The organism is Streptomyces sp. NPDC001351 (assembly GCF_042896045.1).
Taxonomy (GTDB): domain Bacteria; phylum Actinomycetota; class Actinomycetes; order Streptomycetales; family Streptomycetaceae; genus Streptomyces.
In genome coordinates this window covers 512,531-537,034 of record NZ_JBIAWS010000007.1, presented here as the reverse complement: position 1 = coordinate 537,034, position 24,504 = coordinate 512,531, and the positions used below count along the sequence as shown (strand labels likewise).

The following is a 24,504-nucleotide window of genomic DNA, read 5'->3' as shown; positions in this document are numbered from 1 at the left end:
CTCTGCGGGGGGGTCTACGGGGGAACGGGGAGGCCGCAGGCGCGGCGGGCGCGGGAGAGCTGGTCGGCCGGCTCCCCGAAGGCGGACCAGGGCATGCGGGAGGCGTACGGCCCCATGGCCGCGAAGACCGCGCGGGCCTCGAACTCGCGCTTGCCCATGACCAGGGCGTGTGCCAGGTAGGCCAGGTCGAGCACCGGCGTGAAGCGGTAACCGGGCATCGTGGGCAGCCAGTTCTGGTAGATCGCGAGGGCGGTGGAGCGCCACTGCGGCTGCTCCCAGACGCGGTCGGCGAGCAACTGGGTCGGGTTGTAGCTCTCGACGAGGGCGACGAGGGGCAGCAGGCGCAGCGGGGAGTCGGCGGGTGCACGCTGGCCGAGGAAGGCGGCGACGTCCCAGGCGGCGTTTACGGAGCCGCCGTGGCGGGTGAAGAAGCAGGCCAGGAAGCGGTGGTGGGCCTCGCGGTGCCAGGGGTCGAGGGACAGGACGTGCGCGAACAGCCGCCAGGGGCCGGGCGGTGCGGTGAGCAGCCCGCGCGGGGCGGGGTCGGTCAGCCGGTGCAGCCGGGCCATGGCCAGCCGGGCCGCCCAGGGCGTGGGATCAGCCGGGTTCATCGCCGCCGCCCGGTCGCAGGCGGTCAGCGCGATCCGCTCCAGCGCCTCGGCCCGATCGTCTCTCGCGTCGGCGGCGCGCACCGCCCGCAGCACCGCCACCCGCGCCCACAGCAGCGCCGCCTCGGGGGTCGGCTCCTCGGCCAGCCAGCGCTCGGCGAGGTCGGAGTCGGCCGCCTCGGAGGCGAGGACCAGGGAGCGGTGGGCGCGCAGACCGAAGTCCGAGCGTGTTTCGGCGAGGGCTTCATGGGCGCTCCGGTATCGGCCGGCGCGTACGTCGACGCATACGCTCGCAAGCAAGCGGTCATCGGCCGCCGGATGCCACACATACTGCCCCTCGAATAACCCAGCGGCCATCTGCTCCTGTCTCCCCGTACGACGCCTCGCAGTGGTGCACCCAGCACCTTACTCAGCGACGAGCGCAACCGGAACGCGCTTTTCGAGATGGTGGGCCCAGGCTTTGGGGCGGGATTGACACTGGCTCGGAGCCAGCCAACGACTGGTTCAATGCGACACTATTTTCCGGCCCACCCATTCGCCCCGTTTTCACCCACCACTAGAATGTTCCCGTCGAATATGCCCAACTCCCCGGTCAGCCAAGGAACAGCCATTCACGACCTCGCCTCCCGGCTCCGCCGTCTGCCCCCGTCCTGCGGCCCGGTCCGCCTGATCGGCGTCGACGGACACGCCGGCTCCGGAAAGTCCACGTTCGCCGGGCGGCTGGCCCGGGCCCTGGACGGCGCACCCGTGCTGCATCTCGACGACATCGCCAGTCACGACGAGCTGTTCGAGTGGACCGGACGGCTGCTGGCCGAGGTGATCGGGCCCTTGAGCCGCGGCGAGAGCGCCCACTACGCCCCCTACGACTGGCACACCCGCCACTTCGGACCGCCCCGCACGCTGCCGACCGCCCCGGTGGTCCTCATCGAGGGCGTCGGCGCCGGCCGCCGCACACTGCGCCCGCACCTCGCGGCACTCCTGTGGATGGAGTTGCCCCACGAGGAGTCCTGGACACGCGGACGGCAGCGGGACGGGGAGGAGCAGCGGGAGTTCTGGGCCGGCTGGGTCAGGGCGGAGCGACGGCACTTCGCCGAGGACCCCTCGAGGCCGTTCGCCGACCTTCTGATACGGCAGTCGGAGAAGGGGTACGAGGTGCTCCCGGGACCCGTGAAGACTATTGGACCGGACCAGCCGCTCACGCACGGTGACGGACCATCGGCAGTGTGCTGAACTTGTGAAGACGCCCGCCGGAGAACTTCCCGGAGTGCCTCAACTCCGCTTGACCGGGGGGCCGTACAGGACTTACGTTCTCAATGTGCGGCCATTCGAAGCCGCCCAGAGTCGCGAAGCCCCCGGTTGTTCCCCCGTGATCGGGGGCTTCGTTCTGCCCGCACCCGGTTTTCCGGACGCTCCGCGGCACATTTCGCTCACGCACCGTCACCGTCCGACGTGCGCCCCGTCTGCTCCCACCTCGCCAAACGGCCCGTGCGGCACCCTTCGGCGGGCGACACCCCCGCAGGTACGATGCCCTCGGTGCGACCTGATGGACGGCTGCGCGCACCGCAACTCCGGTCCGCGGTACGGCGGTTCGATCAAGGCGGCCGGCGGACATCGGTCCGGCGGTCAACCGACGGGGGCACGGTTTGTGGGGGACGTGATGGATTTCGGCACGCAGGGCCCCGAGGCCCCGGCCGACCTCGCCTGGCTGCGAGGCGTGGACGCCTACACGATGGGCGCCTATCCGCAGGCGGAGGAGGAGTTCCGGGCCGCGGTGCGGATGGACCCCGGGATGGCCGACGGCTGGCTCGGACTGCACGCGCTGCGCGTCGACACGACGACCGCGCTGTTACGGATGTTCCGGCACCGCGACCGCTTCGGTGAACAGCGCGCCCGGCACCGCCGCTCCCTCAACTCCTGGTACTGGCTCGGCTGGTGGGTGCAGCCCGTACTGGAGAGCCCGCGCGACCTGCTGCTCGCGCACGCCTCCCACTGGCTGGACGGCCGCCATGTCCCGGAGCTGGACCGGGCGCTCGCGGGCCTGCCGCCCGTGGACACCGACCCGCAGGTCCGCTTTCTGCACGCGTGCCGCGCCTATCTCGTCAAGGACTGGGACCAGCTCGTCCGCCACACCGACCCGCTGATCGACGACGCCCTGCTCGGTATCGAGGCGGGCCTGTTCGGCGGCATGGCGCGGGTCCGCCTGGAGATGTACGGACAGGCCGAGCCCCTGCTCTCGTCCGCCCTGATGCGCTGCCGCAGCGAGCAGCCGCAGCGCAAGGAGCTGCGCTACTGGCTGGCGCGCGCCCACGAGGGCACGGGCCGCTCGGCCGCCGCCCTCCCCCTCTACCGGGCCGTGCACCGCGTCGACCCCGCCTTCATGGACACCTCGGCCCGGCTCGCGGCGATCGCCGAGGGGGACGGGTACGACGAGGCCACCGACCTCGCGGCGATCACGCTCTCCGGCGGCCAGGACGCCCTGGAGGGCCCCGACACCCTGGATCCGCTCTTCGGCACCGAGGGCCGGGACCTGAGGCTCTCCGAGTCCGACCTGCCGCCGGTGGGCCCGCTGCCGTCCTCGATCGACCCGACGGTACGCGAGAAGACCGTCGGCCCTCCGGGGTCCCCGCTGCCGGCAGGGCCCACCGACCCCGCACTGCTCGAGGAGGCGCTCGCCGAGTTGGAGCGCATGGTGGGTCTGGAGCCGGTGAAGCGCCAGGTCAAGGCGCTGTCCGCCCAGTTGAACATGGCGCGGCTGCGCGCCGGGCAAGGCCTGCCGGTCCAGCCGCCGAAACGGCACTTCGTCTTCTCCGGCCCCTCCGGCACCGGCAAGACCACGGTCGCCCGCATCCTCGGCCGCGTCTTCTACGCCCTCGGGCTGCTCGGCGGCGACCACCTCGTGGAGGCGCAGCGGGCCGACCTGGTCGGCGAGTACCTGGGCCAGACGGCAGTGAAGGCCAACGAACTGATCGACTCGGCGATCGGCGGTGTGCTGTTCGTCGACGAGGCCTACTCGCTGTCCAACTCCGGGTACGGCAAGGGCGACGCGTACGGCGACGAGGCGCTGCAGGTGCTGCTGAAGCGGGCCGAGGACAACCGCGACCATCTGGTGGTCATCCTGGCCGGCTACCCGGAGGGCATGGACCGCCTCCTGGCCGCCAACCCCGGACTGTCGTCCCGCTTCACCACCCGCGTGGACTTTCCCTCGTACCGGCCGCTGGAACTCACCTCGATCGGTGAGGTGCTGGCTGCCGAGAACGGCGACGTCTGGGACGAGGAGGCGCTCGACGAGCTGCGGTCCATCGCCGGGCATGTGGTGGACCAGGGGTGGATCGACGAGCTCGGGAACGGGCGGTTCCTGCGGACGCTGTACGAGAAGAGCTGTGCGTATCGGGATCTGCGGCTGTCTACGTATCCCGGGGTGTTGTCGAGGGACGACTTGTCGACCTTGCGCTTGCCGGATCTGATGCAGGCGTACGGGGAAGTGCTGTCCGGGCGGGGGCCGCAGGATCCGTCAGGGTTGTGAGCTGCGCCCACTGACCCGGTCGCTTCCGATCTTTTGCGGATGCGGGTTCGTCGTGGTTGATCGCGCAGTTCCCCGCGCCCCTGAGGGGGGCGCGGGGACCCGGCGCTAACCTGCCAAGGCCTGTTCCGGCTCGCCGCTGGCCCTCGGCTCCGTGACCTTGACCTCCGGGATGTCCCGGTGGGCCGGGTCCGTGACCTCGCCGACCAGGAGTTCCAGTACGTCCTCCAGGGCCACCAGGCCCAGTACCCTGCCGGAGGCGTCGGCGACCTGGGCCAGGTGGGTGGCGGCGCGGCGCATCACCGTCAGGGCGTCGTCCAGGGGGAGTTCGGAGCGCAGCGTCGTCATCGGCCGCCACAGCTGCTGCGGCACCGCCCGCTCGGAGTCCTCCAGGTCCAGTACGTCCTTCACATGCAGATAGCCCATGAAGGCGCCGTTCTCCGCGGCTATGGGGAATCGGGAGTAACCGGTGCGCGCGGTGAGTTCGACGATCCGGCCCGGGGTGACCGACGGAGGAACCGTCACCAGGGACTCGCGCCGCAGGAGCACGTCCGTCACCGGGCGGGAGCCCAGTTCCAGGGCGTCCTCGAGGCGTTCCTGCTCCTCGGGATCGAGCAGGCCCGCCTGGCCGGAGTCCTCCACCAGGCGGTTGAGCTGCTCGCTGGTGAAGACGGCCTCGACCTCGTCCTTCGGCTCGACCCTGAAGAGCCGCAGGATCGCCTGGGCGACGGCGCCGAGGGCGACGGTGATCGGCTTGCAGACGCGGGCGAAGGCGACGAGGCCCGGGGCGAGCCACAGTGCGGCCTTCTCCGGGGCAGCCATCGCGAGGTTCTTCGGGACCATCTCGCCGATCACGAGGTGGAAGAAGACCACCGCGGCAAGCGCGATGACGTAACCCAGCGGGTGGATCATCCCGTCCGGGAGGTGGATCCACTCGAAGACCGGCTCCAGCAGGTGCGCGACCGTCGGTTCGGCGACCGCGCCCAGGGTCAGCGAGCAGACGGTGATGCCGAACTGGGCCGCGGCCATCATCTGCGGCAGCCGCTGAAGGCCGTAGAGGACCTGGCGGGCGCGGGCCGTGCCGAGCGGTTCGATCTGGCTGCGGCGTACGGACACAAGGGCGAACTCGGCGCCGACGAAGAAGCCGTTGGCGAGCACGAGCAGGGCGGCGAACAGGAGTTGGAGCACGCTCATCGGGCGACCTCCACGACCAGGCCGGTCCGCACCAGCCGGACCCGCTCGGCGCGGTAGTGGCCGACGCGGCGCACGGTCAGCCGCCAGCCGGGCAGTTCGGCCTTGTCGCCGACGGCCGGGATCCGGCCGAGCCGGTCGGCGACGAGGCCGGCGACGGTCTCGTACGGCCCCTCGGGCACGTCGAGTCCTATGCGCTGCAGGATGTCCACGCGGCAGCTGCCGTCGGCGTCCCAGGCGGGCCTGCCGTCCTCCGGCGGGGCGGCGGCGAGCTCGGGCACGTCCTGCCCGTCGTGCTCGTCGCGGACCTCGCCGACGATCTCCTCGACGATGTCCTCCAGCGTCACGACGCCCGCCGTGCCGCCGTATTCGTCGACGACGACCGCGATGGGCTGCTCGCTGCGCAACTGGGCGAGGAGCGGCTGCACGGGCAGCGTCTCGGGGACGAGCAGCGCGGGACGGGCGATGCGGCCCACGGGGGTGCGCAGGCGCTCGTGCGCAGGGACCGCCAGGGCGTCCTTCAGATGGACCATGCCGACGATTTCGTCGATCCGCTCCTTGTAGACGGGGAAGCGGGACAGGCCGGTGGCGCGGGTCAGGTTCACCACGTCCTCGGCGGTCGCCGTCGACTGCAGGGCGCTCACCTTCACCCGCGGGGTCATGACGTGCTGCGCGGTGAGCTCGGCGAGCGACAGGGTCCGTACGAAGAGGTCGGCCGTGTCCTGTTCCAGGGCGCCGGCCTGCGCGGAGTGCCGGGCCAGGGACACCAGTTCGCCGGGGGTGCGGGCGGAGGCCAGCTCCTCGGCGGGCTCGACGCCCAGGGCGCGGACGAGACGGTTGGCCACCGCGTTCAGTGCGGCGATGACCGGGCGGAACAGCCGGGCGAAGGTGTGCTGCGGGCCGGCGACGAAGCGCGCGACCTGCATCGGCTTGGACACCGCCCAGTTCTTGGGCACCAGCTCGCCGATCACCATCTGCACGGCGGAGGCCAGCAGCATGCCGACGACCACCGCGACACCGGAGACGGCGCCTTCGGGGATGCCGATCGCGGTGAACGGGCCGTGCAGCAGCTGGGCGAGAGCGGGCTCGGCGAGCATGCCCACGACGAGGGAGGTGATGGTGATGCCGAGCTGGGTGCCGGAGAGCTGGAAGGACAGCTCCCTGAGCGACTCGGCGACCCTTCGGGCCCGTTTGTCGCCTTCGGCGGCGGCCTTCTCGGCGTCCGTCGACTCGACCGTGACCAGGCCGAACTCGGCGGCCACGAAGAAGCCGTTGGCCAGGATCAGCAGGAGGGCCGCTCCCAGGAGCAGCAGGGGGGTGGTCATGATGCCGCCGCCTCGGTATGTCGTGAGGTGGCGGCGCAGGTACTACAGGACGATCCGTCCATCGCTGGAGGGAGTCACTCCTCGGGTAGCAGGGGGCCTCTGAAGCCCGGCGGGAACTTCAGCGGCGGAGGCGCAACGAAAACGCCTCCGCCAACAGATTAATCAAGACAGGGGCCGTTACGGCAGATCCCTTGTCGAGCGGGCCTCGGCGAGTGCCCGCAGGGTGCGCGCGTCGGCGATGGCGCGCTCCTTGGCGATGCCCGGCTGGATGCCGAGCGCGGGCAGACTCGTACCGTCGCTGAGGTTGAGAAAGACCCAGGGATCGCCGGGTCGCAGGTTCACATGGAGGATCTCGGCCCACTCCAGGTGCCGCCTGCTGGCGATGTTGACGACCGTGACGCCTGTCTCATCGGCGACGACCTTCACCCGGGCGAGCAGCGCGAGGACACCGAAGAGGACCGCTCCGGTGAAGACGAAGCTGAGCTTCTCTCCGGGGCTGAGCTGCTCCAGGAGCAGCGCGACGGTCGTGATCACCGCGAAGATCACCGCACCGGAGGTGAGCAGGACGGCCCGGGTGCGGCCCGGCCGGAACGTGACGGGGAGAGCGGGCAGGTCGGACATCTCTGTGTGCCTCTTCTTGTGCTCTCAGAGACGGCAGGCGTGGATGGCCGTGGTCAGGATGGCCCGGGCACCGATCGCGTACAGGTCGTCCATGATCCGCTGGGCGTCCTTGGCGGGCACCATGGCGCGGACCGCGACCCAGCCCTCGTTGTGCAGCGGAGAGACGGTCGGGCCCTCCAGGCCGGGGGTGATGGCGACCGCCTCTTCCAGGTGCTCGGCGCGGCAGTCGTAGTCCATCATCACGTACGTCCGGGCCACCAGGACGCCCTGCAGCCGGCGCAGGAACTGCTGGACTTTGGGCTCCTCGCCGTTCTCGCCGGTGCGGCGGATGACGACGGCCTCGGACTTCATGATCGGCTCGCCGATGACCTCCAGGCCCGCGTTGCGCAGGCTGGTGCCGGTCTCGACGACGTCCGCGATGACCTCGGCGACGCCCAGCTCGATGGCGGTCTCGACGGCGCCGTCGAGGTGCACGACGGAGGCGTCGACGCCGTGGTCGGCGAGGTGCTTGGCGACGATGCCCTCGTAGGAGGTGGCGACCGTCATGCCGTTCAGGTCCTCGACGCCGTTCGCCGTGCCCGGCTTGGTGGCGTAGCGGAAGGTGGAGCGGGCGAAGCCGAGCGGGAGGATCTCCTCGGCGTTGGCGCCGGAGTCGATCAGCAGGTCGCGGCCGGTGATGCCGATGTCGAGGCGGCCGGAGGAGACGTAGATCGCGATGTCGCGCGGGCGGAGGTAGAAGAACTCGACCTCGTTGGACGGGTCGACGATCCTGAGTTCCTTGGACTCCCGGCGCTGCTGGTAGCCGGCCTCATGCAGCATCTCCGCCGCAGGGCCTGACAGGGAACCCTTGTTGGGGACGGCGATGCGCAGCATGAGGTCGGCTTCCTTTGTTCGTGCGTACGGAGACGTGCGGGGTTTCTTGCGGCTGTGACGGCTCAGAGGTGGGCGTAGACCTCGTCCAGGGAGATGCCGCGGGCGACCATCATCACCTGGACGTGGTACAGCAGCTGCGAGATCTCCTCGGCGGCCGCTTCCTTGCCCTCGTACTCGGCGGCCATCCAGACCTCGGCGGCCTCCTCGACGACCTTCTTGCCGATGGCATGGACGCCCTTTCCGACCAGTTCTGCGGTGCGGGAAGTGGCGGGGTCGCCGTGGGCGGCCTTGTGCTGGAGCTCGGTGAAGAGCTCCTCGAACGTCTTATTGGACATGGTGACGCTCAGCCTATGCCAAACCCCGTATACGTCAGTGCCACGGTTCAGATACTGAGCGGAGGGTCGCCGCGGTCGCCACCGCCGCGGTCACCGCCTCGTGCCCCTTGTCCTCGTTGGAGCCCGCGATGCCGGCCCGGTCCAGGGCCTGCTCCTCGGTGTCGCAGGTGAGGACGCCGAAGCCGACGGGGACGCCGGTCTCGACGGAGACCTGGGTGAGGCCCTGGGTCACGCCCTGGCACACGTACTCGAAGTGCGGGGTGCCGCCGCGGATGACGACACCGAGGGCGACGATCGCGTCGTAGCCGCGGCCCGCGAGGACCTTGGCGACCACCGGGAGCTCCCAGCTGCCGGGGACCCTGAGCAGGGTCGGCTCGTCGATGCCCAGGTCGTGCAGGGCGCGCAGGGCGCCGTCCACCAGGCCGTCCATCACCTTTTCGTGCCACTGCGCCGCGATGACGGCGACCCGCAGGTCACCCACATTGCGTACGGACAGTTCCGGTGCGCCCTTGCCGCTCACGTTCTCTTGTCTCCTCGGTGTGCTCTGGTCTTACTGGTTGCTGCAGGTGGACACGGGGGCCGTGTCCAGCCAGGGCAGGTCGTGTCCCATCCGGTCCCGCTTGGTGCGCAGGTAGCGGAGGTTGTGCTCGCCCGCCTGTACGGGCATCGGCTCACGGCCGGTGACCTTGATGCCGTGACGGACGAGTGCGTCGGTCTTGTCGGGGTTGTTGGTCATCAGGCGCACGCTGCGGACACCGAGGTCCTCCAGGATCTGTGCTCCCGCGCCGTAGTCCCGGGCGTCGGCGGGCAGGCCGAGTTCCAGGTTGGCGTCGAGGGTGTCGCGGCCGCGCTCCTGGAGCTCGTACGCCCGCAGCTTGGACAGCAGGCCGATGCCGCGGCCCTCGTGGCCACGCAGATAGACCACCACTCCCCTGCCCTCTTCCTGGATGCGTTCCAGGGAGGCGTCCAGCTGGGGGCCGCAGTCGCAGCGCAGGGAGGAGAAGATGTCGCCGGTCAGGCACTCGGAGTGGACGCGGACCAGGACGTCCTCGCCGTCGCCGATCTCGCCGTGGACCAGGGCGACGTGCTCGACGCCGTCGACGGTGGAGCGGTAGCCGTAGGCCGTGAACTCGCCGTGGGCGGTGGGCAGCTGGGTCTCGGCCTCGCGGCGGACGGTGTGCTCGGAGCTGCGGCGGTAGGCGATCAGGTCCTCGATGGAGATGATCGTCAGGCCGTGCTTGCGGGCGAAGGGGATCAGCTCGGGGAGGCGGAGCATACGGCCGTCCTCTCCCGCGATCTCGACGATCGCACCCGCCGGGCGCAGTCCTGCGAGGCGGGCGAGGTCGACGGCGGCCTCGGTGTGGCCGTTGCGCACGAGCACACCGCCGGACCTGGCGCGCAGCGGGAAGATGTGGCCGGGGCGGACGAAGTCGTCGGCGCGGGTCTCTCCGCTCGCCAGCAGCTGGAGGGTGGTGGCGCGGTCGGAGGCGGAGATGCCGGTGGTCACGCCGTGCGCTGCGGAGGCGTCCACGGAGACCGTGAACGCGGTCTTCATCGACTCGGTGTTGTCCTCGACCATCTGCGGGAGCCTCAGCCGCTCCAGCTCGTCGGCCTCCATGGGCGCGCAGATCAGGCCGCGGCACTCGCTCATCATGAAGGCGACGATCTCGGGGGTGGCCTTCTCGGCGGCGATGACGAGGTCGCCCTCGTTCTCGCGGTCCTCGTCGTCGACGACCACGACCGGACGGCCGGCGGCGATGTCCGCGATGGCCTGCTCGACCGGGTCGAGCGACCAGTCCTCGATGCCGTCGGTGCTGTAGAGAATCGGTGCCGCCGTCATGCCGGCGCTCCTTCCAGGACGGGCTGCGACGCCTGCCGGGAGCGCAGCCACCAGTCACGCATGCCCCACAGGACGAGTGCGCCGTAGATGACGTAGACGAAGCCGGAGAAGGCGTAGCCGTTGGCGAAGTTGAGGGGGACGCCGACCAGGTCGACGAGGAGCCAGGCGATCCAGAACTCGGTCATGCCGCGGGCCTGGGCGTACATGGCGACAATGGTGCCCACGAAGATGTAGGCGTCCGGCCAGGGGTCCCAGGACAGGGACGGGTACGCCTTGAAGAGCAGGGCGACGGCGACCGTGCCGACGGCCGCGGCGGCGATCATCGCGCCGCGCTCGCGCCAGGTGGCGAACCGCGGGGCTATGTGACCGTCCTGCGCCTGCCTCTTGTTGCGGTTCCACTGCCACCAGCCGTACAGCGCCACGACCATGACGACGACCTGCTTGCCGGCGCTGCCGGCGAGGTGGCCGTAGAAGGCGATGAACAGGACGAGGCCGGAGAGGAACTGGACCGGCCAGGTCAGCAGGGAGCGGCGCCAGCCGAGGGCCAGGGTGATCAGGCCGAGGATGTTGCCGATCATGTCCGACCAGATGATGTGCTGGCCGAGGAGGGTGAAGGCCTGCGAGTTCAGCCAGTTCACCGGTCCGCCCCCTGACCGGCCCCGAGCAGGCGCTCGACGTACTTGGCGACGACGTCGACCTCGAGGTTGACCGGGTCGCCGGGCTGCTTGATGCCGAGCGTGGTCAGGGCGAGGGTGGTGGGGATGAGGCTGACCGTGAAGTAGTCCGGTCCCGCGTCGACCACGGTGAGGCTGATGCCGTCGACCGTGATGGAGCCCTTCTCCACGACGTAGCGGGTCAGGTCCGTGGGCAGGGAGATCTTGATGATCTCCCAGTGGTCGGAGGGCTTGCGCTCCAACACCTGGCCCGTGCCGTCGACATGGCCCTGGACGATGTGGCCGCCGAGGCGGGCGCCCACGGCCATGGGGCGTTCCAGGTTGACGCGGGAGCCGACGGCGAGGGCGCCGAGGCTGGAGCGGTCGAGGGTCTCCGCCATGACGTCGGCGGTGAACTCGTCGCCCTCGTGCTCGACGACGGTGAGACAGACGCCGTTCACGGCGATGGAGTCGCCGTGCCTTGCGCCCTCGGTGACGACGGGGCCGCGCAGCCGGAAGCGGGAGGCGTCGCCGAGGTTTTCGACGGCCGTGATCTCGCCCAGCTCTTCGACGATTCCGGTGAACACTTCCCGGGTCCTCCTGCCTCTTCGGGCACGGACTCCGGGGCCTGTCGATGACGACAGAATGAACGAGCGAGGACATCGAGGACGACGCCGGACGGGACCCGCCCCGAGGACGAGCCCAGATACGGCGGCGCGCATACGTGTATGCCCGCCCGCCGCGCACTGCCTCCCATCCGGACTTTAACCGTCGGTCCAGGAATTTCACCTGGTCAACCGGCCGCTGGAAGCGGTCGGGTCGCGGACTGTAACCGCCGGTTCGGACTTTCACCGACCCCGGAGTGCGCTGCTTCTGGTACAGGGTCAGTGTGCCACGCCTGATCGAGGTCCATACAAGCGAACGGTGTGGGTTGGCTCACAGGCGCCGTCGATGGACTTCTCAACCCGGCCCCACTGATGGACCCTTTGGTCTAGTCCTTTCCGGATCTTCGCAGACCGGCCCGGCGGTGGTGACGACGGCCCTTGCCCACCGCCGGGCCTCACCACTCCCCCGCCCGCGGGCTCTGGCAGATTGGTGCGCATGAGCAGCGCGACCGCAGACGAGTTCGAGACGCACCGCCCGCGGCTGTTCGGCCTCGCCTACCGCATGCTGGGCTCGGCCGAGGAGGCGGAGGACGCGGTGCAGGACGCCTATCTGCGTTTCAGCGGGGCCGACCGCACGGGCATCGAGTACCCGGCGGCCTGGCTGGCCAAGGTCGTCACCAACCTCTGCCTCACCCGTCTGACCTCGGCCCGCGCCCGGCGCGAGCACTACGTCGGAACCTGGCTACCGGAGCCCGTGATCACGTCGGACGGCGCGCTCGGCCCGCTGGAGTCGGCCGAGCAGCGCGATGCCGTGTCGATGGCGATGCTGATCCTGCTGGAGCGGCTCAGTCCGACCGAGCGCGCGGTGTACGTCCTGCGGGAGGCGTTCGGGTACGGGCACCGCGAGATCGCCGGCGTACTGGACCTGAGCGAGGCCAACTGCCGTCAGCTGTACCGCAGGGCGGTGCAGCGGGTGGGCGAGGACCGGTCCCGTTTCGAGCCGGCGCCCGAGCGGCAGGAGGAGCTCGTCGCGTCGTTCCTCACGGCGGCCCGGGACGGTGATCTGGCCGGTCTGGAGAAGCTGCTGACCGCGGATGTGGTCTGGTCGAGCGACGGCGGCGGCAAGGTCAGTGCGGCCCGGCGGCCGGTCGAGGGTCTGGACAAGGTGGCGCGGCTCTCGGTGGGCGGCGCCGAGCGGTTCGCGGCCGGTCTGGACTTCACGGCGGCCGAGGTCAACGGCGAGACGGGACTGGCCGCGTGGGCGGGCGACGCGCTGGTCGGCATGGTCGCGTTCGAGGTGCGGGACGGTCTGATCGCCCATATCCGGGTCGTGGTGAACCCGGACAAGCTGGGCTTCGTCCGGCGGCAGCTCGGGCGGGCGGCCTAGTGGCAGGTCACCTTCCACACGACGGTCGTGGTGACCTGTCACATTCCACGCGGCTACCCCGTCTCAGCTGACGTAGGGCGCTCCACCCGGGAGCGCCCGGCGTCCGAAGGGGCTGAACAGCATGACCACGATCCTGGTGACCGGCGGCACCGGAACGCTCGGCAGGCTCGTCACCGAGCGGCTGCGCGCGGACGGGCACGAGGTGCGGGTGCTCAGCCGTCACAGCCGGCCGTACGCCGTCGATCTGCGCGAGGGCGGTGCCGGGCTGGAGGCGGCGGTCGCGGGCGTGGACACGATCGTGCACTGTGCGACGACGCAGACCGGCGGTGACGACAAGGCGGCCCGGAACCTCGTCGCGGCGGCGCGGCGGGCCGGGGTGGGGCACCTGGTCTACATCTCGATCGTCGGCGTGGACCGGGTGCCGTTTCCGTACTACCGGACCAAGTTCGCCGTCGAGAAGCTGATCGAGGAGTCGGGGCTCGGCTGGACCGTGCTGCGCACGACCCAGTTCCACGACCTGCTCGTGATGGTGTTCAAGACGCTGGCCAAACTGCCGGTCATGCTGCTGCCGGCGCGGGTGAGCGACCAGCCGGTCGAGGTGGCGGAGGTGGCGGCGCGGCTGGCCGGACTGGCCGCCGGTGCTCCCGCGGGGCGGGTCGAGGACATGGGCGGGCCGGAGATCCGGACGTTCGAGTCGCTGGCGCGCTCCTATCTGAAGGCGACCGGGCGTCGGCGGGCGGTGGTGAACGTGCCGCTGCGGGGGAAGGCGTACCGGGCGTTCCGCAGCGGTGGACACCTTGCGCCCGAACACGCCGTCGGCAAGGGCACGTTCGAGGGATACCTCACCGGGCGGCACGGATGAGCCGTCGCGACCGGCTCCGCGGGGGCGTCGGCGAGGAGCGGTGCGGGTGGGGTTGCTGGGGGTGGGAGTGGTGGCTCCGGCGGCGCTGCCACGGCCGGCGGCAGAAACCCCGGCCTTCACGGCACCGCACCCCGTCGCCCACCCCTCGGAAGGCGTGCGACACCAGGCGGACTACCGCCCAGGCGGTGCGAACAACTCGTCCTGAGCGCGGTCCCGCGCGGTGAGCAGGGCTCCGCGGAGTACGGCGCTGCCGCCGAGGGCGCTCGCGCGGACCTCGGTGGGCAAGGGGGACATACGGCGGACCCGTTTGGCCACGCGGGCGGCGAGTTCGTCGCCGCCGGCCCGGCCGACCTCACCGCCGAGCACGAGGCAGCCGGGGTCGAGGATCGCCACCACGGAGGCGACACCGACGGCCAGCCGATCGGCGAGGGCGTCGAGGAAACCGTCGGCGGACCGGGCATCGAGGCCGCGCACGCCATCCCCTGAAGCCGGCGCCCCCACCACCCCGCCAGCCCCCGAAACCACCGCAACCGCCCCCCGCACCACCCCTGCGGCAACCGGCTCATGCCCCGCACCCTCCGCCGTCAGACCGTGTTCCCGTGCCAGCTTCACGATCGCTGCCGAGCCCGCCAGGGAGTGGAAGCCCCCCTCGCAGTCCGTCGCCGAAGGCAGGGCGGGCGTCCCCGGTACGGGCAGGAAGCCGATCTCCCCGGTGCCGCCGGAGGCGCCGCGGCGCAGGGTGCCGTCCAGGACCACGGCCGCGCCGGTGCCGTGGCCGAGCCACAGCAGGACGAAGGTGTCGCGGTCCTGGGCGGCGCCGTCGCGCTGTTCGGCGAGAGCCGCGAGGTTGGTCTCGTTCTCGACGCTGACGCGCGCCTCGGGGAGGCGCTCCTGAAGGGCGGCGACCAGGCGGCGGTGCCACTCGGGCAGGCCCGAGGAGTTGCGGAGTTCGCCGGTGGACGGGTCGATCAGGCCGGGCGCGCCGATCCCGACGGTGTGCAGGCGGTCGGCGCCGGCCTCCTTCGCCACGCGTTCGACCAGCGCGACCGCCTGCTCCACCGCCGGGCCCGTGCTTGTGTCACCGCCGATCGGCAGGGAGGCCTCGGCGAGCACCCGGCCGAGCAGGTCGGAGACGACCACGGCCACGCCCTCGGTACGCACGTCCAGGGCGGCGAGATACGCGCGGTCCGCGACGATCCCGTACAGCTTCGCGTTCGGCCCGCGCCGCTGCTCCCCCGCCTCCCCGACCACGGTGATCAGGCCGGCCGTGCCGAGGCGCTCCACCAGGTCGGCGACCGTCGGCCGGGACAGGCCGGTCAGCTGCTTCAACTGGCCTGCCGTCAACGGGCCCTCCTGCTGCAGCAGACGCAGGGCGAGCCGGTCGTTGATGGCCCGGGCGGTGCTGGGGGATGCGGGCATGCCGGGATCCTTCCAGATCGGCGGGACCGGCCCGAGGCGAGCGTGCGCCCGGGCGGCCGTAAATCCCCTATCTATCAGGCAGGGTTCCTGATAGTTTACGCGACGCCGGTGGGAGCCGTAGGGGAAATGGGGAGGGGCCGAGCATGGGCGACGTGGTCTACGACCTGCGCGAGGTGAGGCGGGCCCGGTACGCCGTGGCCGCCGTGTTCGCCGTGCACGGCGCCGTCACCGGGTCCTTCGCGACCCGGGTGCCATGGGTCCAGGACCATGCCTCGCTGAGTGCCGGACAGCTCGGCTTCGCCCTCGCCTTCACCGCGTTCGGCGCGTCCTGCTCCATGCCGCTGGCCGGGCGGATCACCCACCGCTTCGGCAGCCGTTCGGCGTTGCGCGGCCTGATCGCGCTGTGGACGCTGGCCCTCGTCCTGCCGTCGCTCGCGCCGAACATGCTCACGCTGTGCCTGGCGATGTTCACGTACGGCGCGAGCGCGGGCATGGCCGACGTCGCTATGAACGCGCTCGGTGTCGAGGTGGAGCGGCTGCTCGGCAGGTCGATCATGTCGAGCCTGCACGGCATGTGGAGCGCGGGCGCGCTGACCGGCTCGGCGGCCGGCACGCTCGCCGCGCACCTCGGCTCGGACGCCCGTCTGCACTTCGCGCTGGCGGCGGCCACCCTCACCCTGCTCGGCGTGCTGGCCTGCCGCTGGGTGCTCGACATACAGGCCACCGAGGACGAGGAGCCGCCGCCGCGGTTCACGCTGCCGCCGAAGTCCGCGCTGCTGATCGGCACCGTCGGCTTCTGCGCGGTGTTCGCCGAGGGCGCCAGTCTCGACTGGTCGGCGGTCTATCTGCGCGACCAGCTCGACACGTCGGCAGGCCTGGCCGCCGCGTGCACGACGGGTTTCATGCTGACCATGGCGGTGGCCCGGCTCGTGGGCGACGTGGTGGTCGACCGCTTCGGCGCGGTCCGCACCGTGCGGGCGGGCGGCGCGCTGGCGGTCCTGGGCGGGCTGCTCATCGTCGTCGCGGGCCATCCGGCCGTGGCGATGGGCGGTTTCGCGCTGCTCGGCCTCGGTATCGCGGTCGTCGTACCGCTGTGCTTCGCGGCGGCCGGTCGCAGCGGCCCCAACCCGAGTCAGGCCATCGCGGGCGTCGCGACCATCACGTACACCTCGGGGCTGATCGCACCGAGCCTGATCGGCGGGGTGGCGCAGGCGACGAGCCTGGTGGTGTCGTTCGTGCTGGTGACGGTCCTGGCGTGCGGTCTCGCGGCCTTCGCGGGCGTCCTGCGCACCGGCGACCGCAGCCGCCCGGAGGTCAGCCGTCCGAGCGCAGCAGTTCCCGACCCGCGGCCCTGAACCGCTCGCTCCACGGCGCGGGCCGCATCGTCTCCGAGTCCAGCCGGACCAGCACCCGGATCCCGTGCGCGTAGGTCACCGAACCGTCCGGGGAGCAGAACCGGAAGCCGTAGGTCAGTCCGGTGGTGCCGAGCCGTTCCAGCCAGAGGTGGACGGCGTAGGCGCCCGGCCGGGTGACCGGGGCCTCGTAGCTGATCAGGAGTTCCTTGACCGCGTTGCAGGCGTCCCCCGCCGCGGCCCAGTCGCCCTCGAAGCTGAAGCCGTACTCCTGGAACAGCTCGGCCCAGGCCCGCTCGACCATCAGCGGGTAGCGGGCGTTGTGGAGCAGGCCGAGGGCGTCCAGGTCGTCGAAGTGGACGGTGACGGGGATCAGCCGGCCGTAGGACAGGGCGGGGGCGATCGTGGCTTCGGCGGTCACGGGTGGGGCTCCTGAGCAAGGGGACGAAGCGGCGGGACACTTCATCCTAAGCGGACGCTCAGGAGCCCTGACCGGAAGGGCCGCCGGAAAGGCCCTGGTCAGCCCGCTATCGAGTCCAGTTGCTCGGCCGCCGGGCGCAGCGCCCAGAGGTCGCCGTCGGGCGGTGTCTCCAGCTTGGGGACGGCCTGCTGCGCCGCCTTGTCGCCCGCGTCCGCCGCCGCGTGCACGACGTCGCTCGCCGCGTAGCGGTGGAACTCCAGCTCCGGGTGCGGCCACGCGGTGGAGCCGGTCGCGGTGGGCAGGAGGTAGTCGACGGCCTTGAACAGGCCCTGCCCGTCCGGGCCTTGATAGGCCCACAGGTTCACGCCGACGTGCCGGCCGATCGCCGCGAGCCGGGTGTACGCGACCAGGTCGAAGGTCGAGTAGTGCCAGCTCCGCGTCCGGGCGAGCTCCTGGGGCTGGCTGCCGTCGGCCGCGATCTGCGGGTCGATGCGTTTGGTGCGCGCGTCGAGAACGGTGCGCCGGGCCAGCGCCCGGTCGCCGGTGGCGTAGGCGAGGGCGGCGAGCTGCATGTCGTAGAAGGTCCCGTGGTTGTTGGCCGCCGCGCCCTCCTCCTTGCCGAAGGCGCTGTTCTTCAGCCAGCCGAGGAAGTCGGCGTTCCACTTCGCCATCCCCGTCCGGTCGGTCTTCGTCCAGCCGGGGGCGCCGGTGCCGAGGATCGCCAGGGCGTCGACGACGCTGGTGTACGACTGCGAGAAGTCGATGATGCCGATGGCCCGGCCGTCGTACTTGCACGGGATGAACTGGGCGTGGTCGAGGTTGGGGTTCATGCGGGTGGCCGGGGCGAGGAACCAGGTGCGCAGGACCTGGGCCGCCTTGTCGGCGTAGGCCCGCTTGCCGGTGTAGTACCAGGCCAGGGACAGGTCGTAGGTCGAGTCGAAGACCTTCTCGACGTCCTGGCGATCGGTGCCGGAGTCGACTTCGGGGTTGCGCTGTCCGTCCCGTTGAACGTAGGGGCAGCCCCACGGATTGTCGGCCGTGGGGGTCCGGGTGGGCCACCAGTAGGGGGCCTGGCTGAGGTACTCGTGGAGGTCGCCGCCGGGTGCCGGTCTGGGCTTGTCGACGACCGTCCAGGGGCCCTGGCTCAGCCAGTTGTCGGCGCGGGCCGTCAACTCCCTCAGCGTGAGCTGAAGTTGTGCATCGCCTTGCTCCAGACGGAGCTTGGTCCGCTGCAGCTGGGCACCGTCGAGGACGGCCGTGTCGGGAGCCGCGGGTGCCGCGTGCGCGGAGGGGACGAGGACGGCTGCGAGGGTCGCCGCCGCGGCCAGCAGGACGGCGGCACGGGATCTTCCACTCATCGAGCACTCCGATCCATCGAACGAAGGGTCAGAAATGTGAACGCAGTTCATGAGTAGGACCGTGAGAGCGTAGAGGCGACGACCGGCCGTGACAATGGTCCGGACCGTCTTCATGCACAGAGAAAGAGAACCCCACCATGGATCTCGGCGTGCGCTGGAAACTGCACGGAGACGGGCGGACGCCCGCGCCCGGAGCGGTGGTACGCCCCGACGAACGGCTCTCCTGGCCCCGCACGGCCGGCCTCGGCGCCCAGCACGTGGTGGCCATGTTCGGTGCGTCCTTCGTGGCGCCGGTGCTGATGGGCCTGGACCCCAACCTCGCGATCATGATGTCGGGCGTCGCGACCGTGATCTTCCTGCTGGCGACCCGCGGCCGGGTGCCCAGCTATCTGGGCTGCTCACTGTCGTTCGTGGGGGTAGCCGCCGTGATCCGCGCGCAGGGCGGTACGAGCGCCACGGTGACCGGCGCGGTCCTGGTCGTCGGCATCGCGCTGTTCGTCGCCGGACTCGCCGTGCAGCGCTTCGGGGCGCGGATCATCCATGCCACGATGCCGCCGATCGTCACCGGCGCGGTCGTGATGCTGATCGGCTTCAACCTGGCGCCGGTCACGGCCTCCACGTACTGGCCGCAGGACCAGTGGACGGCCCTGCTGGTCATGCTGTTCACCGGTATGGCCGTCGTCTGTCTGCGCGGTTTCTGGTCGCGGATCGCGATCTTCCTCGGCCTGGTCTTCGGCTACGGCATCTCCTGGGCCTTCGACCGGATCTTCGGGAAGATCCACTCGGTCGACGCGAGCGGCAAGCTCACCGACCACTGGCGACTCGACCTCTCCGGTGTCGGCAAGGCGGACTGGATCGGCCTGCCGTCCTTCCACGGCCCGTCCTTCCAGTGGTCCGCGATCCTCGTCGCGCTGCCGGTCGTGATCGCCCTGGTCGCGGAGAACGCCGGGCACGTCAAGGCGGTCGGCGAGATGACCGGCGAGTCCCTGGACGACCGGCTGGGCACGGCGATCGCGGCCGACGGCATCGGCTCCGTGCTGTCCACCGCGGTGGGCGGCCCGCCCAACACCACGTACTCCGAGAACATCGGCGTGATGGCCGCGACCCGCGTGTACTCGACCGCCGCGTACTGGGCGGCCGCCGGTTTCGCCCTCCTCTTCGGCCTCTGCCCGAAGTTCGGCGCGGTCGTGGCCGCGATCCCGGGCGGAGTCCTCGGCGGCATCACCGTCATCCTCTACGGCATGATCGGCCTGCTGGGCGCGCAGATCTGGACCAACGCCCGGGTGGATCTGCGCAATCCGCTGAACCTGGTGCCGGCCGCGGCGGGCATCATCATCGGCGTCGGCAACGTGACGCTGAAGTTCACCGACCACTTCTCCCTCAGCGGCATCGCCCTGGGCACCCTGGTCGTCATCACCGGCTACCACGCCCTGCGTGCCTTCGCGCCCGCGCATCTCAAGACCCAGGAGCCGCTCCTGGACGAGGGCACGTCCTCCTACGACGAGGCCAAGTCATAGGCGTACGACGGGCTGAACGTGCCCGGAGCCCCTTTGCAGCCGTCCGACTCCCCCGGCAGCTTCACCCACAGATAGGCGTCGATGCGCGCCTCGCCTGTGCTCAGCGTGGGCGCCCGGCCGATCCTGCGGCCCGCCGGGTCGCACCACTCGCCGTCGGCCGGGGCGCCGTTGCCGTTGCGGCTGGTGTCGATGACGGCGCCCAGGCTCGCGGGGCCGCCGAGGGCGGTGAGGACCTGGCGGTCGTAGGCGATCTCGTCGGGCGTCGTCTGGAAGTTGGAGACGTTGCTGAAGATCCCGTCGGAGGAGGCGGCCGAGGCGGCGCCCGCCTCCTTCAGCAGCGCCGCCTGCTGCGCGGCCGGGTTCCAGCCGGAGTGCCCGGCGTCGTAGTAGACCCGCGCCTTCGGGTCGGCGGCCTTCAGGACGCGGCCCGCGCGGGCCAGCGAGGCGAAGCGGTCGGCGCGGGCGCGGTCGGAGAGGCAGCCGGACTGGGCTATGGAGTCGGGCTCCAGGACGACGACGACCTCGCCGGAGCCGAGCCCCGCCGCGAAGCTGTCGATCCAGGCGTCGTACGCGGCGAGGTCGGGCGCCCCGCCCTTGGAGGCGCCCCCGCAGTCGCGGCCGGGTATCGCGTACGGCACGACGACGGGCACCCGGCCCTGCGCCGCGGCGTCCGAGGTGACCGCGCGCACCCGGGAGGTGATGGTCGCCGGCGTGTAGTCGGCGAACCACACGGCGGCCGGCTGATCGGCTATCCGGGACTCTATGACCGGTGTGCGCGGGTCGTCCGGATGGGCGCGGACCCAGTCGAGCACCCGCGAGCCGGACTGCCGGTAGAGGAGGGCGGACACGGCGGCGGGCTGCCGCTTCTGCTCCGTCCTGGTCGGCGACGGACTGGCCTTCGTCGATGAACTCGGCGTCGGGGACGCGGACTTGGTGGGCGTGGCCGACGCGGAGGGCACCACCGGCAGCTGCTCGAGCCGCGGCGAACTGGTCACCTCGGGCTTCGCCTGCTGCGCGCCGCGTCCGTCGTCGAGGGCCGACATCATGCCGGTCGCGGTGCCGACGGCGACCACGACCCAGGCCGCCGCGGCCATGGCGCCGCGCCGTTTGGCCCGCCTGCGCTCGGCCCTGCGTGCGGCCAGTCGCTGCGCGCGTAAGCCTGACACGGTGCTGCTCCCCCCCCCACTCCGTTCCCCCGTTCTGGGGAAGCGCCGGGCCCGCCGACACCCCCGTCAGCCTAGGACTGGGACCCTTCCCCCATGGCGCAATTGGAACAGTTCACCACTTCTGTAGACGCAGTCGTCTCCCGGATGCGCGCCCTCGACGCGGCCCTGCCCGAACGGGACGGTGTCGCGGTCTTCAACCGCGTCTACCTCGCCGTCACCGAGGCCGTCGACCGCAGCATCGACGCCCATCGGTTCGCGAACGCGCGGGCGGCGACGACGCTGGACGTACGGTTCGCCGAGCGCTATCTCGCCGCCGTCGACGCGGTCACCGCCGAGCGGCACCCGCCCGCGTGCTGGCGGCCCCTGTTCCAGCTGCGCCGCCATCCCGGAGTACGACCGCTGCAGTTCGCGCTGGCGGGCATCAATGCGCACATCGGGCACGACCTGGCGCTCGCCGTCGTGGACAGCTGCCGTACGTTGGACTGCGAACCGGCCGAGCTGGAGGACGAATTCGATCGCGTGGGCGAGCTCCTCGTCTCGCTGGAGGAGCGCATCCGCGAAGATCTGATGCCGGGCCCCGACCTCCTCCAGATCGCCGACCCGCTCACCCATCTGCTCGGCGCCTGGAGTCTGGAGCGCGCCCGGGACGCCACCTGGACCGCGGCACGGGCGCTGTGGGCGCTGCGCGGACTGCCCGAGGTCGCCGCCGAGTTCACCGAGCGCCTCGACGCGGCGGTGGGCTTCGCGGGACGCATGCTGCTCACACCACTCCCGAGTTAAGTTGACTGTTGAACCGGACGCAAAGGAGCGGACGCATGGCCATTCGGCTGGGACTGAGCCTTCCTCAGGCACGGCAGTACGACATCGGACGCGATGTGCCCGACGTGGCACGCACCGCCGAACAGATCGGCTACCAGAGCCTGTGGGTCTATGAGCGTGCCCTCTTCCCCGAACCCGCGACCCAGGGTCTGTACGGCGTCGAGGGCCTGCCGTGGCCCGACGTGTACCGGGGCGTGCCGGACCCCCTGGTGACGCTGACCCTGGCCGCCGCGGCGACCGACCGGGCACGGCTCGGCACGAGCATCCTGGTGGCCCCGCTGCACAACCCCTTCCAGCTGGCCAAGTCGCTCGCCACGCTGGATGCGGCGAGCGGCGGCCGGGTGCTGGCGGGACTCGGCACGGGCTGGTCGCTCGACGAGTACGCGGCCGCGGGCGTGGCCCCCTTCGAGGAGCGGGGCCGGGTCCTGGACGAGATCATCGACGTCTGCCGGGCGGTGTGGGGCCCGGACCCGGTGACGTACGAGGGCCGGATCACCCGGATCGCCTCGGCCGTGGTCGGCCCCAAGCCCGCCCGTCCCGTCCCGATCCTGCTGCCCACCAACAGCAGGAAGGCGATGACCCGGCTCGTCGACCGCGCCGACGGCTGGATGCCGATCGCCATGGGCGCCGAGCAACTGGCCGCGCAATGGCGTCAGTTGCAGGACCTGGCGGCCGAGCGCGGCCGCACCGGGCCGATCGAGACGGCGGTACGGGTGAACGCCCGGTACACACCCAAGGCGTACGACGGGGCCGACCGCTCCCCGTTCCAGGGCAGCATCGCCCAGATCGTCGAGGATCTCGCCGCCCATGCCGAAAGCGGCCTCGACGAGTTCTTCTTCGAGCTCCAGGGCGGCGCGCGGGACGCCCAGGAGCTGAAGGACGTGGCCGCCGAGCTCTACGAGTCCGTGCGCGCCGCCGGGATCTAGTCCTCCGGCAGCTCGACCGGCGCGATCTCGTCGTACACGTCGCCCGGCCCCGGGTTGGTCGCGTCGGTCCCGCCGCCGAAGTGGTGCATGACGCCCCAGACCGCGTTCAGCGCGGTCTGGATCGCGCCCTCGGCCCAGCCGGCCGTCCAGGAGATGTCGTCGCCGGCGAGGAAGATTCCTCGCTTGTCCTCGGGCAGCCGGTCCTGCATGAAGTGCGTGAACAGGCGCCGCTGGTAGCGGTAGTGGCCGGGCAGGTTGGCCTTGAACGCGCCCATGAAGTACGGCTCGTTCTCCCAGGACACCGTCACCGGGCTGCCGATGATGTGCTTCCTGATGTCGACCTTCGGGTAGATCTCGCCGAGCGACTTCAGCATGACCTCCATCCGCTCGTTCGCGGACAGCGGCAGCCACTTCAGGCTGTCGTCGCACCAGGTGTAGGAGAGGCAGATGACGGCGGGCTTGTCCGGGCCGTCGTCCAGCAGGTAGGTGCCGCGGGTCATGCGGTCGGTGAGCGTCATCGACATGACGTCCCGGCCGGTCTCCTCGTCCTTGTCGAGCCAGAAGGGGCGGTCGACGGGCACGAAGAGCTTGCTGGACTCCATGTAGTGGGTGCGCTCGATGGCCGTCCAGTGGTCGATCGGGAAGAGCGAGTCGTCGCAGGTGATCTTCGACAGCAGCATCCAGGACTGGGCGGTGAAGATCGCCGCCCGGTAGGTGCGGATGTCGCCGTTCGCGTCGGTCACGGTGATCCGGTTGCCCGCCGTGCGGTGCAGCCGGGTCACGGCCGGGCGGGGCTCGCCGTTCACGTGCAGGGACTTCAGGGACGTCCCGTACGGCCAGTGGACGATCTTCTCGGGCTCGCGCTCCCAGAGCCGCAGCGGGAGCTGCTGGCTGCCGCCGACGATGCCGCGGTGGTGGTCGTCGGCCTCGGTGTAGACGACCCGCAGGATCTCCAGGATGGAGTTGGGGAAGTCGGTGTCCCAGCCGCCCGTCCCGAAGCCGACCTGGCCGAAGATCTCGCGGTGGCGGAAGGACTTGAAGGCCTCGGAGTCGCAGAGGAAGCCGTAGAAGGTCTGGTTGTCGAGCTTCTCGACCAGCTTCGCCCAGATCTCGCGGATGCGCGGCACGTCACGCTCGCGCAGGGCACGGTTCATGTCGGAGAAGTCGGCGCCCTCTTCGAGGCACTTGTTCCACGCCTCGGCGACATCGCGGTAGACCTGCGGCAGGTCGTCGACCGTCTCGGCGTAGTGCGACTCCCCCTTGAGGTCGACGACGGTCGACGGGGTCGCCTCCGCGAGGGGGTTGGGGAAGGGCCGGGTCTCGAGTCCCACCAGGTCGATGTAGTGCTGCAGGGCCGTCGAGGACGGCGGGAAGCGCATCGCGCCCATCTCGGCGGTGAGGGACGGGTCGCAGCCCTCGAACCCCACGGTCCGCAGACGCCCGCCGATCCGGTCGGCCTCGTACACGACCGGCTTGAGGCCCATCTTCATCAGCTCGTAGGCGGCCACGATGCCGGACAGTCCGCCGCCGATGACCGCGACCTCGGCGCCGTGCTCGGTCGCCGGTATCTGGCCGAGGCCCGCCGGATGGGCGAGGAAGTCGTCGTACGCGTACGGGAAGTCCGGGCCGAACATGGTGATCGGCGGCAGCTGCTGCTCGTCTGCGTGCTCGACGGCGTTGGGCACGGTGGACGTCATGGGGTACGG

The 24,504-nt window shown here is 71.1% G+C and carries 23 protein-coding genes and 1 riboswitch; of the genes, 8 read left to right on the top strand and 15 right to left on the bottom strand.

The window, feature by feature from the left end; translation table 11 throughout:
- Window positions 1-14: 14 nt before the first annotated feature.
- Window positions 15-965, bottom strand: a complete 951-nt coding sequence (locus ACFY1U_RS27770) for a hypothetical protein (protein WP_390696815.1) — start codon at window positions 963-965, stop codon at window positions 15-17.
- Window positions 966-1,184: 219 nt separating this feature from the next.
- Here ACFY1U_RS27770 and ACFY1U_RS27765 point away from each other — a divergent pair, with 219 nt between their 5' ends.
- Together ACFY1U_RS27765 and ACFY1U_RS27760 are read left to right on the top strand one after the other, a co-directional pair.
- Window positions 1,185-1,838, top strand: a complete 654-nt coding sequence (locus ACFY1U_RS27765; RefSeq protein ID WP_390696814.1) for a uridine kinase — start codon at window positions 1,185-1,187, stop codon at window positions 1,836-1,838.
- Between the two features lie 427 nt (window positions 1,839-2,265).
- Entirely contained in the window at window positions 2,266-4,131 is a 1,866-nt protein-coding gene (locus tag ACFY1U_RS27760) for an AAA family ATPase (RefSeq protein ID WP_390696813.1), read from the top strand.
- A gap of 105 nt (window positions 4,132-4,236) precedes the next feature.
- Here ACFY1U_RS27760 and ACFY1U_RS27755 read toward each other — a convergent pair whose 3' ends face one another.
- The 9 genes from ACFY1U_RS27755 to ACFY1U_RS27715 form a co-directional block, all read right to left on the bottom strand.
- Complete coding sequence (locus tag ACFY1U_RS27755; protein WP_390696812.1) at window positions 4,237-5,322, bottom strand: hemolysin family protein; 1,086 nt, start codon at window positions 5,320-5,322, stop codon at window positions 4,237-4,239.
- Window positions 5,319-6,644, bottom strand: a complete 1,326-nt coding sequence (locus ACFY1U_RS27750; RefSeq protein WP_390696811.1) for a hemolysin family protein — start codon at window positions 6,642-6,644, stop codon at window positions 5,319-5,321. Before ACFY1U_RS27750 ends, ACFY1U_RS27755 begins: the two co-directional genes overlap by 4 nt.
- 177 nt (window positions 6,645-6,821) lie before the next feature.
- Complete coding sequence (locus tag ACFY1U_RS27745) at window positions 6,822-7,265, bottom strand: PH domain-containing protein (protein ID WP_115909392.1); 444 nt, start codon at window positions 7,263-7,265, stop codon at window positions 6,822-6,824.
- A 24-nt stretch (window positions 7,266-7,289) separates the two neighbouring features.
- The gene (hisG, locus tag ACFY1U_RS27740) at window positions 7,290-8,138 is read right to left on the bottom strand and encodes an ATP phosphoribosyltransferase (RefSeq protein WP_115909391.1); all 849 of its coding nucleotides are present in this window, start codon (window positions 8,136-8,138) and stop codon (window positions 7,290-7,292) included.
- A 62-nt stretch (window positions 8,139-8,200) separates the two neighbouring features.
- Complete coding sequence (locus tag ACFY1U_RS27735; protein ID WP_344405831.1) at window positions 8,201-8,473, bottom strand: phosphoribosyl-ATP diphosphatase; 273 nt, start codon at window positions 8,471-8,473, stop codon at window positions 8,201-8,203.
- Between the two features lie 34 nt (window positions 8,474-8,507).
- Entirely contained in the window at window positions 8,508-8,993 is a 486-nt protein-coding gene (ribH, locus tag ACFY1U_RS27730; RefSeq protein ID WP_390696810.1) for a 6,7-dimethyl-8-ribityllumazine synthase, read from the bottom strand.
- 30 nt (window positions 8,994-9,023) lie between these two features.
- Entirely contained in the window at window positions 9,024-10,313 is a 1,290-nt protein-coding gene (locus ACFY1U_RS27725; protein ID WP_390696809.1) for a bifunctional 3,4-dihydroxy-2-butanone-4-phosphate synthase/GTP cyclohydrolase II, read from the bottom strand.
- Window positions 10,310-10,951 carry a nicotinamide riboside transporter PnuC gene (gene pnuC / locus ACFY1U_RS27720; RefSeq protein WP_390696808.1) on the bottom strand — a complete coding sequence of 214 codons (642 nt, stop codon included), beginning with the start codon at window positions 10,949-10,951 and terminating at the stop codon, window positions 10,310-10,312. The genes ACFY1U_RS27725 and pnuC overlap by 4 nt, the downstream gene beginning before the upstream one ends.
- Window positions 10,948-11,553, bottom strand: coding sequence for a riboflavin synthase (locus tag ACFY1U_RS27715; RefSeq protein ID WP_390696807.1), 606 nt, complete (start codon window positions 11,551-11,553; stop codon window positions 10,948-10,950). The genes pnuC and ACFY1U_RS27715 overlap by 4 nt, the downstream gene beginning before the upstream one ends.
- A gap of 152 nt (window positions 11,554-11,705) precedes the next feature.
- A riboswitch (FMN riboswitch) is annotated at window positions 11,706-11,836 on the bottom strand.
- Window positions 11,837-12,067: 231 nt separating this feature from the next.
- Between ACFY1U_RS27715 and ACFY1U_RS27710 the strand changes: the two genes are divergently transcribed.
- Entirely contained in the window at window positions 12,068-12,958 is an 891-nt protein-coding gene (locus ACFY1U_RS27710) for an RNA polymerase sigma-70 factor (protein WP_390696806.1), read from the top strand.
- A 121-nt stretch (window positions 12,959-13,079) separates the two neighbouring features.
- Window positions 13,080-13,820 carry an SDR family oxidoreductase gene (locus ACFY1U_RS27705; RefSeq protein WP_390696805.1) on the top strand — a complete coding sequence of 247 codons (741 nt, stop codon included), beginning with the start codon at window positions 13,080-13,082 and terminating at the stop codon, window positions 13,818-13,820.
- A gap of 171 nt (window positions 13,821-13,991) precedes the next feature.
- Here ACFY1U_RS27705 and ACFY1U_RS27700 read toward each other — a convergent pair whose 3' ends face one another.
- Entirely contained in the window at window positions 13,992-15,239 is a 1,248-nt protein-coding gene (locus ACFY1U_RS27700) for an ROK family transcriptional regulator (protein ID WP_390696804.1), read from the bottom strand.
- A gap of 143 nt (window positions 15,240-15,382) precedes the next feature.
- On the opposite strand from ACFY1U_RS27700, the gene ACFY1U_RS27695 reads away from it, so the two are divergent.
- Entirely contained in the window at window positions 15,383-16,594 is a 1,212-nt protein-coding gene (locus ACFY1U_RS27695; RefSeq protein WP_390696803.1) for an MFS transporter, read from the top strand.
- On the opposite strand, the gene ACFY1U_RS27690 is transcribed toward ACFY1U_RS27695, so the two are convergent.
- The gene (locus ACFY1U_RS27690; RefSeq protein WP_390696802.1) at window positions 16,554-17,012 is read right to left on the bottom strand and encodes an acyl-CoA thioesterase; all 459 of its coding nucleotides are present in this window, start codon (window positions 17,010-17,012) and stop codon (window positions 16,554-16,556) included. The genes ACFY1U_RS27695 and ACFY1U_RS27690 overlap by 41 nt on opposite strands.
- Window positions 17,013-17,110: 98 nt before the next feature.
- Entirely contained in the window at window positions 17,111-18,370 is a 1,260-nt protein-coding gene (locus ACFY1U_RS27685) for an alginate lyase family protein (protein WP_390696801.1), read from the bottom strand.
- A gap of 137 nt (window positions 18,371-18,507) precedes the next feature.
- On the opposite strand from ACFY1U_RS27685, the gene ACFY1U_RS27680 reads away from it, so the two are divergent.
- Entirely contained in the window at window positions 18,508-19,887 is a 1,380-nt protein-coding gene (locus ACFY1U_RS27680) for a uracil-xanthine permease family protein (protein ID WP_390696800.1), read from the top strand.
- Here ACFY1U_RS27680 and ACFY1U_RS27675 read toward each other — a convergent pair.
- Window positions 19,866-20,981 carry a glycoside hydrolase family 6 protein gene (locus tag ACFY1U_RS27675; RefSeq protein WP_390696876.1) on the bottom strand — a complete coding sequence of 372 codons (1,116 nt, stop codon included), beginning with the start codon at window positions 20,979-20,981 and terminating at the stop codon, window positions 19,866-19,868. The genes ACFY1U_RS27680 and ACFY1U_RS27675 overlap by 22 nt on opposite strands.
- Before the next feature lie 165 nt (window positions 20,982-21,146).
- Here ACFY1U_RS27675 and ACFY1U_RS27670 point away from each other — a divergent pair, with 165 nt between their 5' ends.
- Both ACFY1U_RS27670 and ACFY1U_RS27665 read left to right on the top strand, forming a co-directional pair.
- The gene (locus ACFY1U_RS27670) at window positions 21,147-21,833 is read left to right on the top strand and encodes a DUF5995 family protein (protein ID WP_390696799.1); all 687 of its coding nucleotides are present in this window, start codon (window positions 21,147-21,149) and stop codon (window positions 21,831-21,833) included.
- Window positions 21,834-21,868: 35 nt separating this feature from the next.
- Window positions 21,869-22,798 (top strand): LLM class F420-dependent oxidoreductase, encoded by a 930-nt coding sequence (locus ACFY1U_RS27665; RefSeq protein ID WP_390696798.1) that lies wholly within the window; start codon window positions 21,869-21,871, stop codon window positions 22,796-22,798.
- Here ACFY1U_RS27665 and ACFY1U_RS27660 read toward each other — a convergent pair.
- On the bottom strand, window positions 22,795-24,495 hold the full coding sequence (locus ACFY1U_RS27660) for a flavin monoamine oxidase family protein (protein WP_390696797.1): 1,701 nt from the start codon (window positions 24,493-24,495) through the stop codon (window positions 22,795-22,797). The genes ACFY1U_RS27665 and ACFY1U_RS27660 overlap by 4 nt on opposite strands.
- Between the last annotated feature and the right edge of the window lie 9 nt (window positions 24,496-24,504).

Bases quoted from the DNA above. Each gene is read 5' to 3' on its own strand.
- ACFY1U_RS27750 (WP_390696811.1), bottom strand. From the start codon at position 6,644: ATGACCACCCCCCTGCTGCTCCTGGGAGCGGCCCTCCTGCTGATCCTG.
- ACFY1U_RS27745 (WP_115909392.1), bottom strand. From the start codon at position 7,265: ATGTCCGACCTGCCCGCTCTCCCCGTCACGTTCCGGCCGGGCCGCACC.
- ACFY1U_RS27760 (WP_390696813.1), top strand. From the start codon at position 2,266: ATGGATTTCGGCACGCAGGGCCCCGAGGCCCCGGCCGACCTCGCCTGG.
- ACFY1U_RS27680 (WP_390696800.1), top strand. From the start codon at position 18,508: ATGGATCTCGGCGTGCGCTGGAAACTGCACGGAGACGGGCGGACGCCC.
- ACFY1U_RS27765 (WP_390696814.1), top strand. From the start codon at position 1,185: ATGCCCAACTCCCCGGTCAGCCAAGGAACAGCCATTCACGACCTCGCC.
- ACFY1U_RS27685 (WP_390696801.1), bottom strand. From the start codon at position 18,370: ATGAGTGGAAGATCCCGTGCCGCCGTCCTGCTGGCCGCGGCGGCGACC.
- ACFY1U_RS27735 (WP_344405831.1), bottom strand. From the start codon at position 8,473: ATGTCCAATAAGACGTTCGAGGAGCTCTTCACCGAGCTCCAGCACAAG.
- ACFY1U_RS27710 (WP_390696806.1), top strand. From the start codon at position 12,068: ATGAGCAGCGCGACCGCAGACGAGTTCGAGACGCACCGCCCGCGGCTG.
- ACFY1U_RS27695 (WP_390696803.1), top strand. From the start codon at position 15,383: ATGGGCGACGTGGTCTACGACCTGCGCGAGGTGAGGCGGGCCCGGTAC.
- ACFY1U_RS27755 (WP_390696812.1), bottom strand. From the start codon at position 5,322: ATGAGCGTGCTCCAACTCCTGTTCGCCGCCCTGCTCGTGCTCGCCAAC.
- ACFY1U_RS27675 (WP_390696876.1), bottom strand. From the start codon at position 20,981: ATGGCCGCGGCGGCCTGGGTCGTGGTCGCCGTCGGCACCGCGACCGGC.
- ACFY1U_RS27665 (WP_390696798.1), top strand. From the start codon at position 21,869: ATGGCCATTCGGCTGGGACTGAGCCTTCCTCAGGCACGGCAGTACGAC.
- ACFY1U_RS27670 (WP_390696799.1), top strand. From the start codon at position 21,147: ATGGCGCAATTGGAACAGTTCACCACTTCTGTAGACGCAGTCGTCTCC.
- ACFY1U_RS27725 (WP_390696809.1), bottom strand. From the start codon at position 10,313: ATGACGGCGGCACCGATTCTCTACAGCACCGACGGCATCGAGGACTGG.
- ACFY1U_RS27705 (WP_390696805.1), top strand. From the start codon at position 13,080: ATGACCACGATCCTGGTGACCGGCGGCACCGGAACGCTCGGCAGGCTC.
- ACFY1U_RS27700 (WP_390696804.1), bottom strand. From the start codon at position 15,239: ATGCCCGCATCCCCCAGCACCGCCCGGGCCATCAACGACCGGCTCGCC.
- hisG (WP_115909391.1), bottom strand. From the start codon at position 8,138: ATGCTGCGCATCGCCGTCCCCAACAAGGGTTCCCTGTCAGGCCCTGCG.
- ACFY1U_RS27770 (WP_390696815.1), bottom strand. From the start codon at position 965: ATGGCCGCTGGGTTATTCGAGGGGCAGTATGTGTGGCATCCGGCGGCC.
- ACFY1U_RS27660 (WP_390696797.1), bottom strand. From the start codon at position 24,495: ATGACGTCCACCGTGCCCAACGCCGTCGAGCACGCAGACGAGCAGCAG.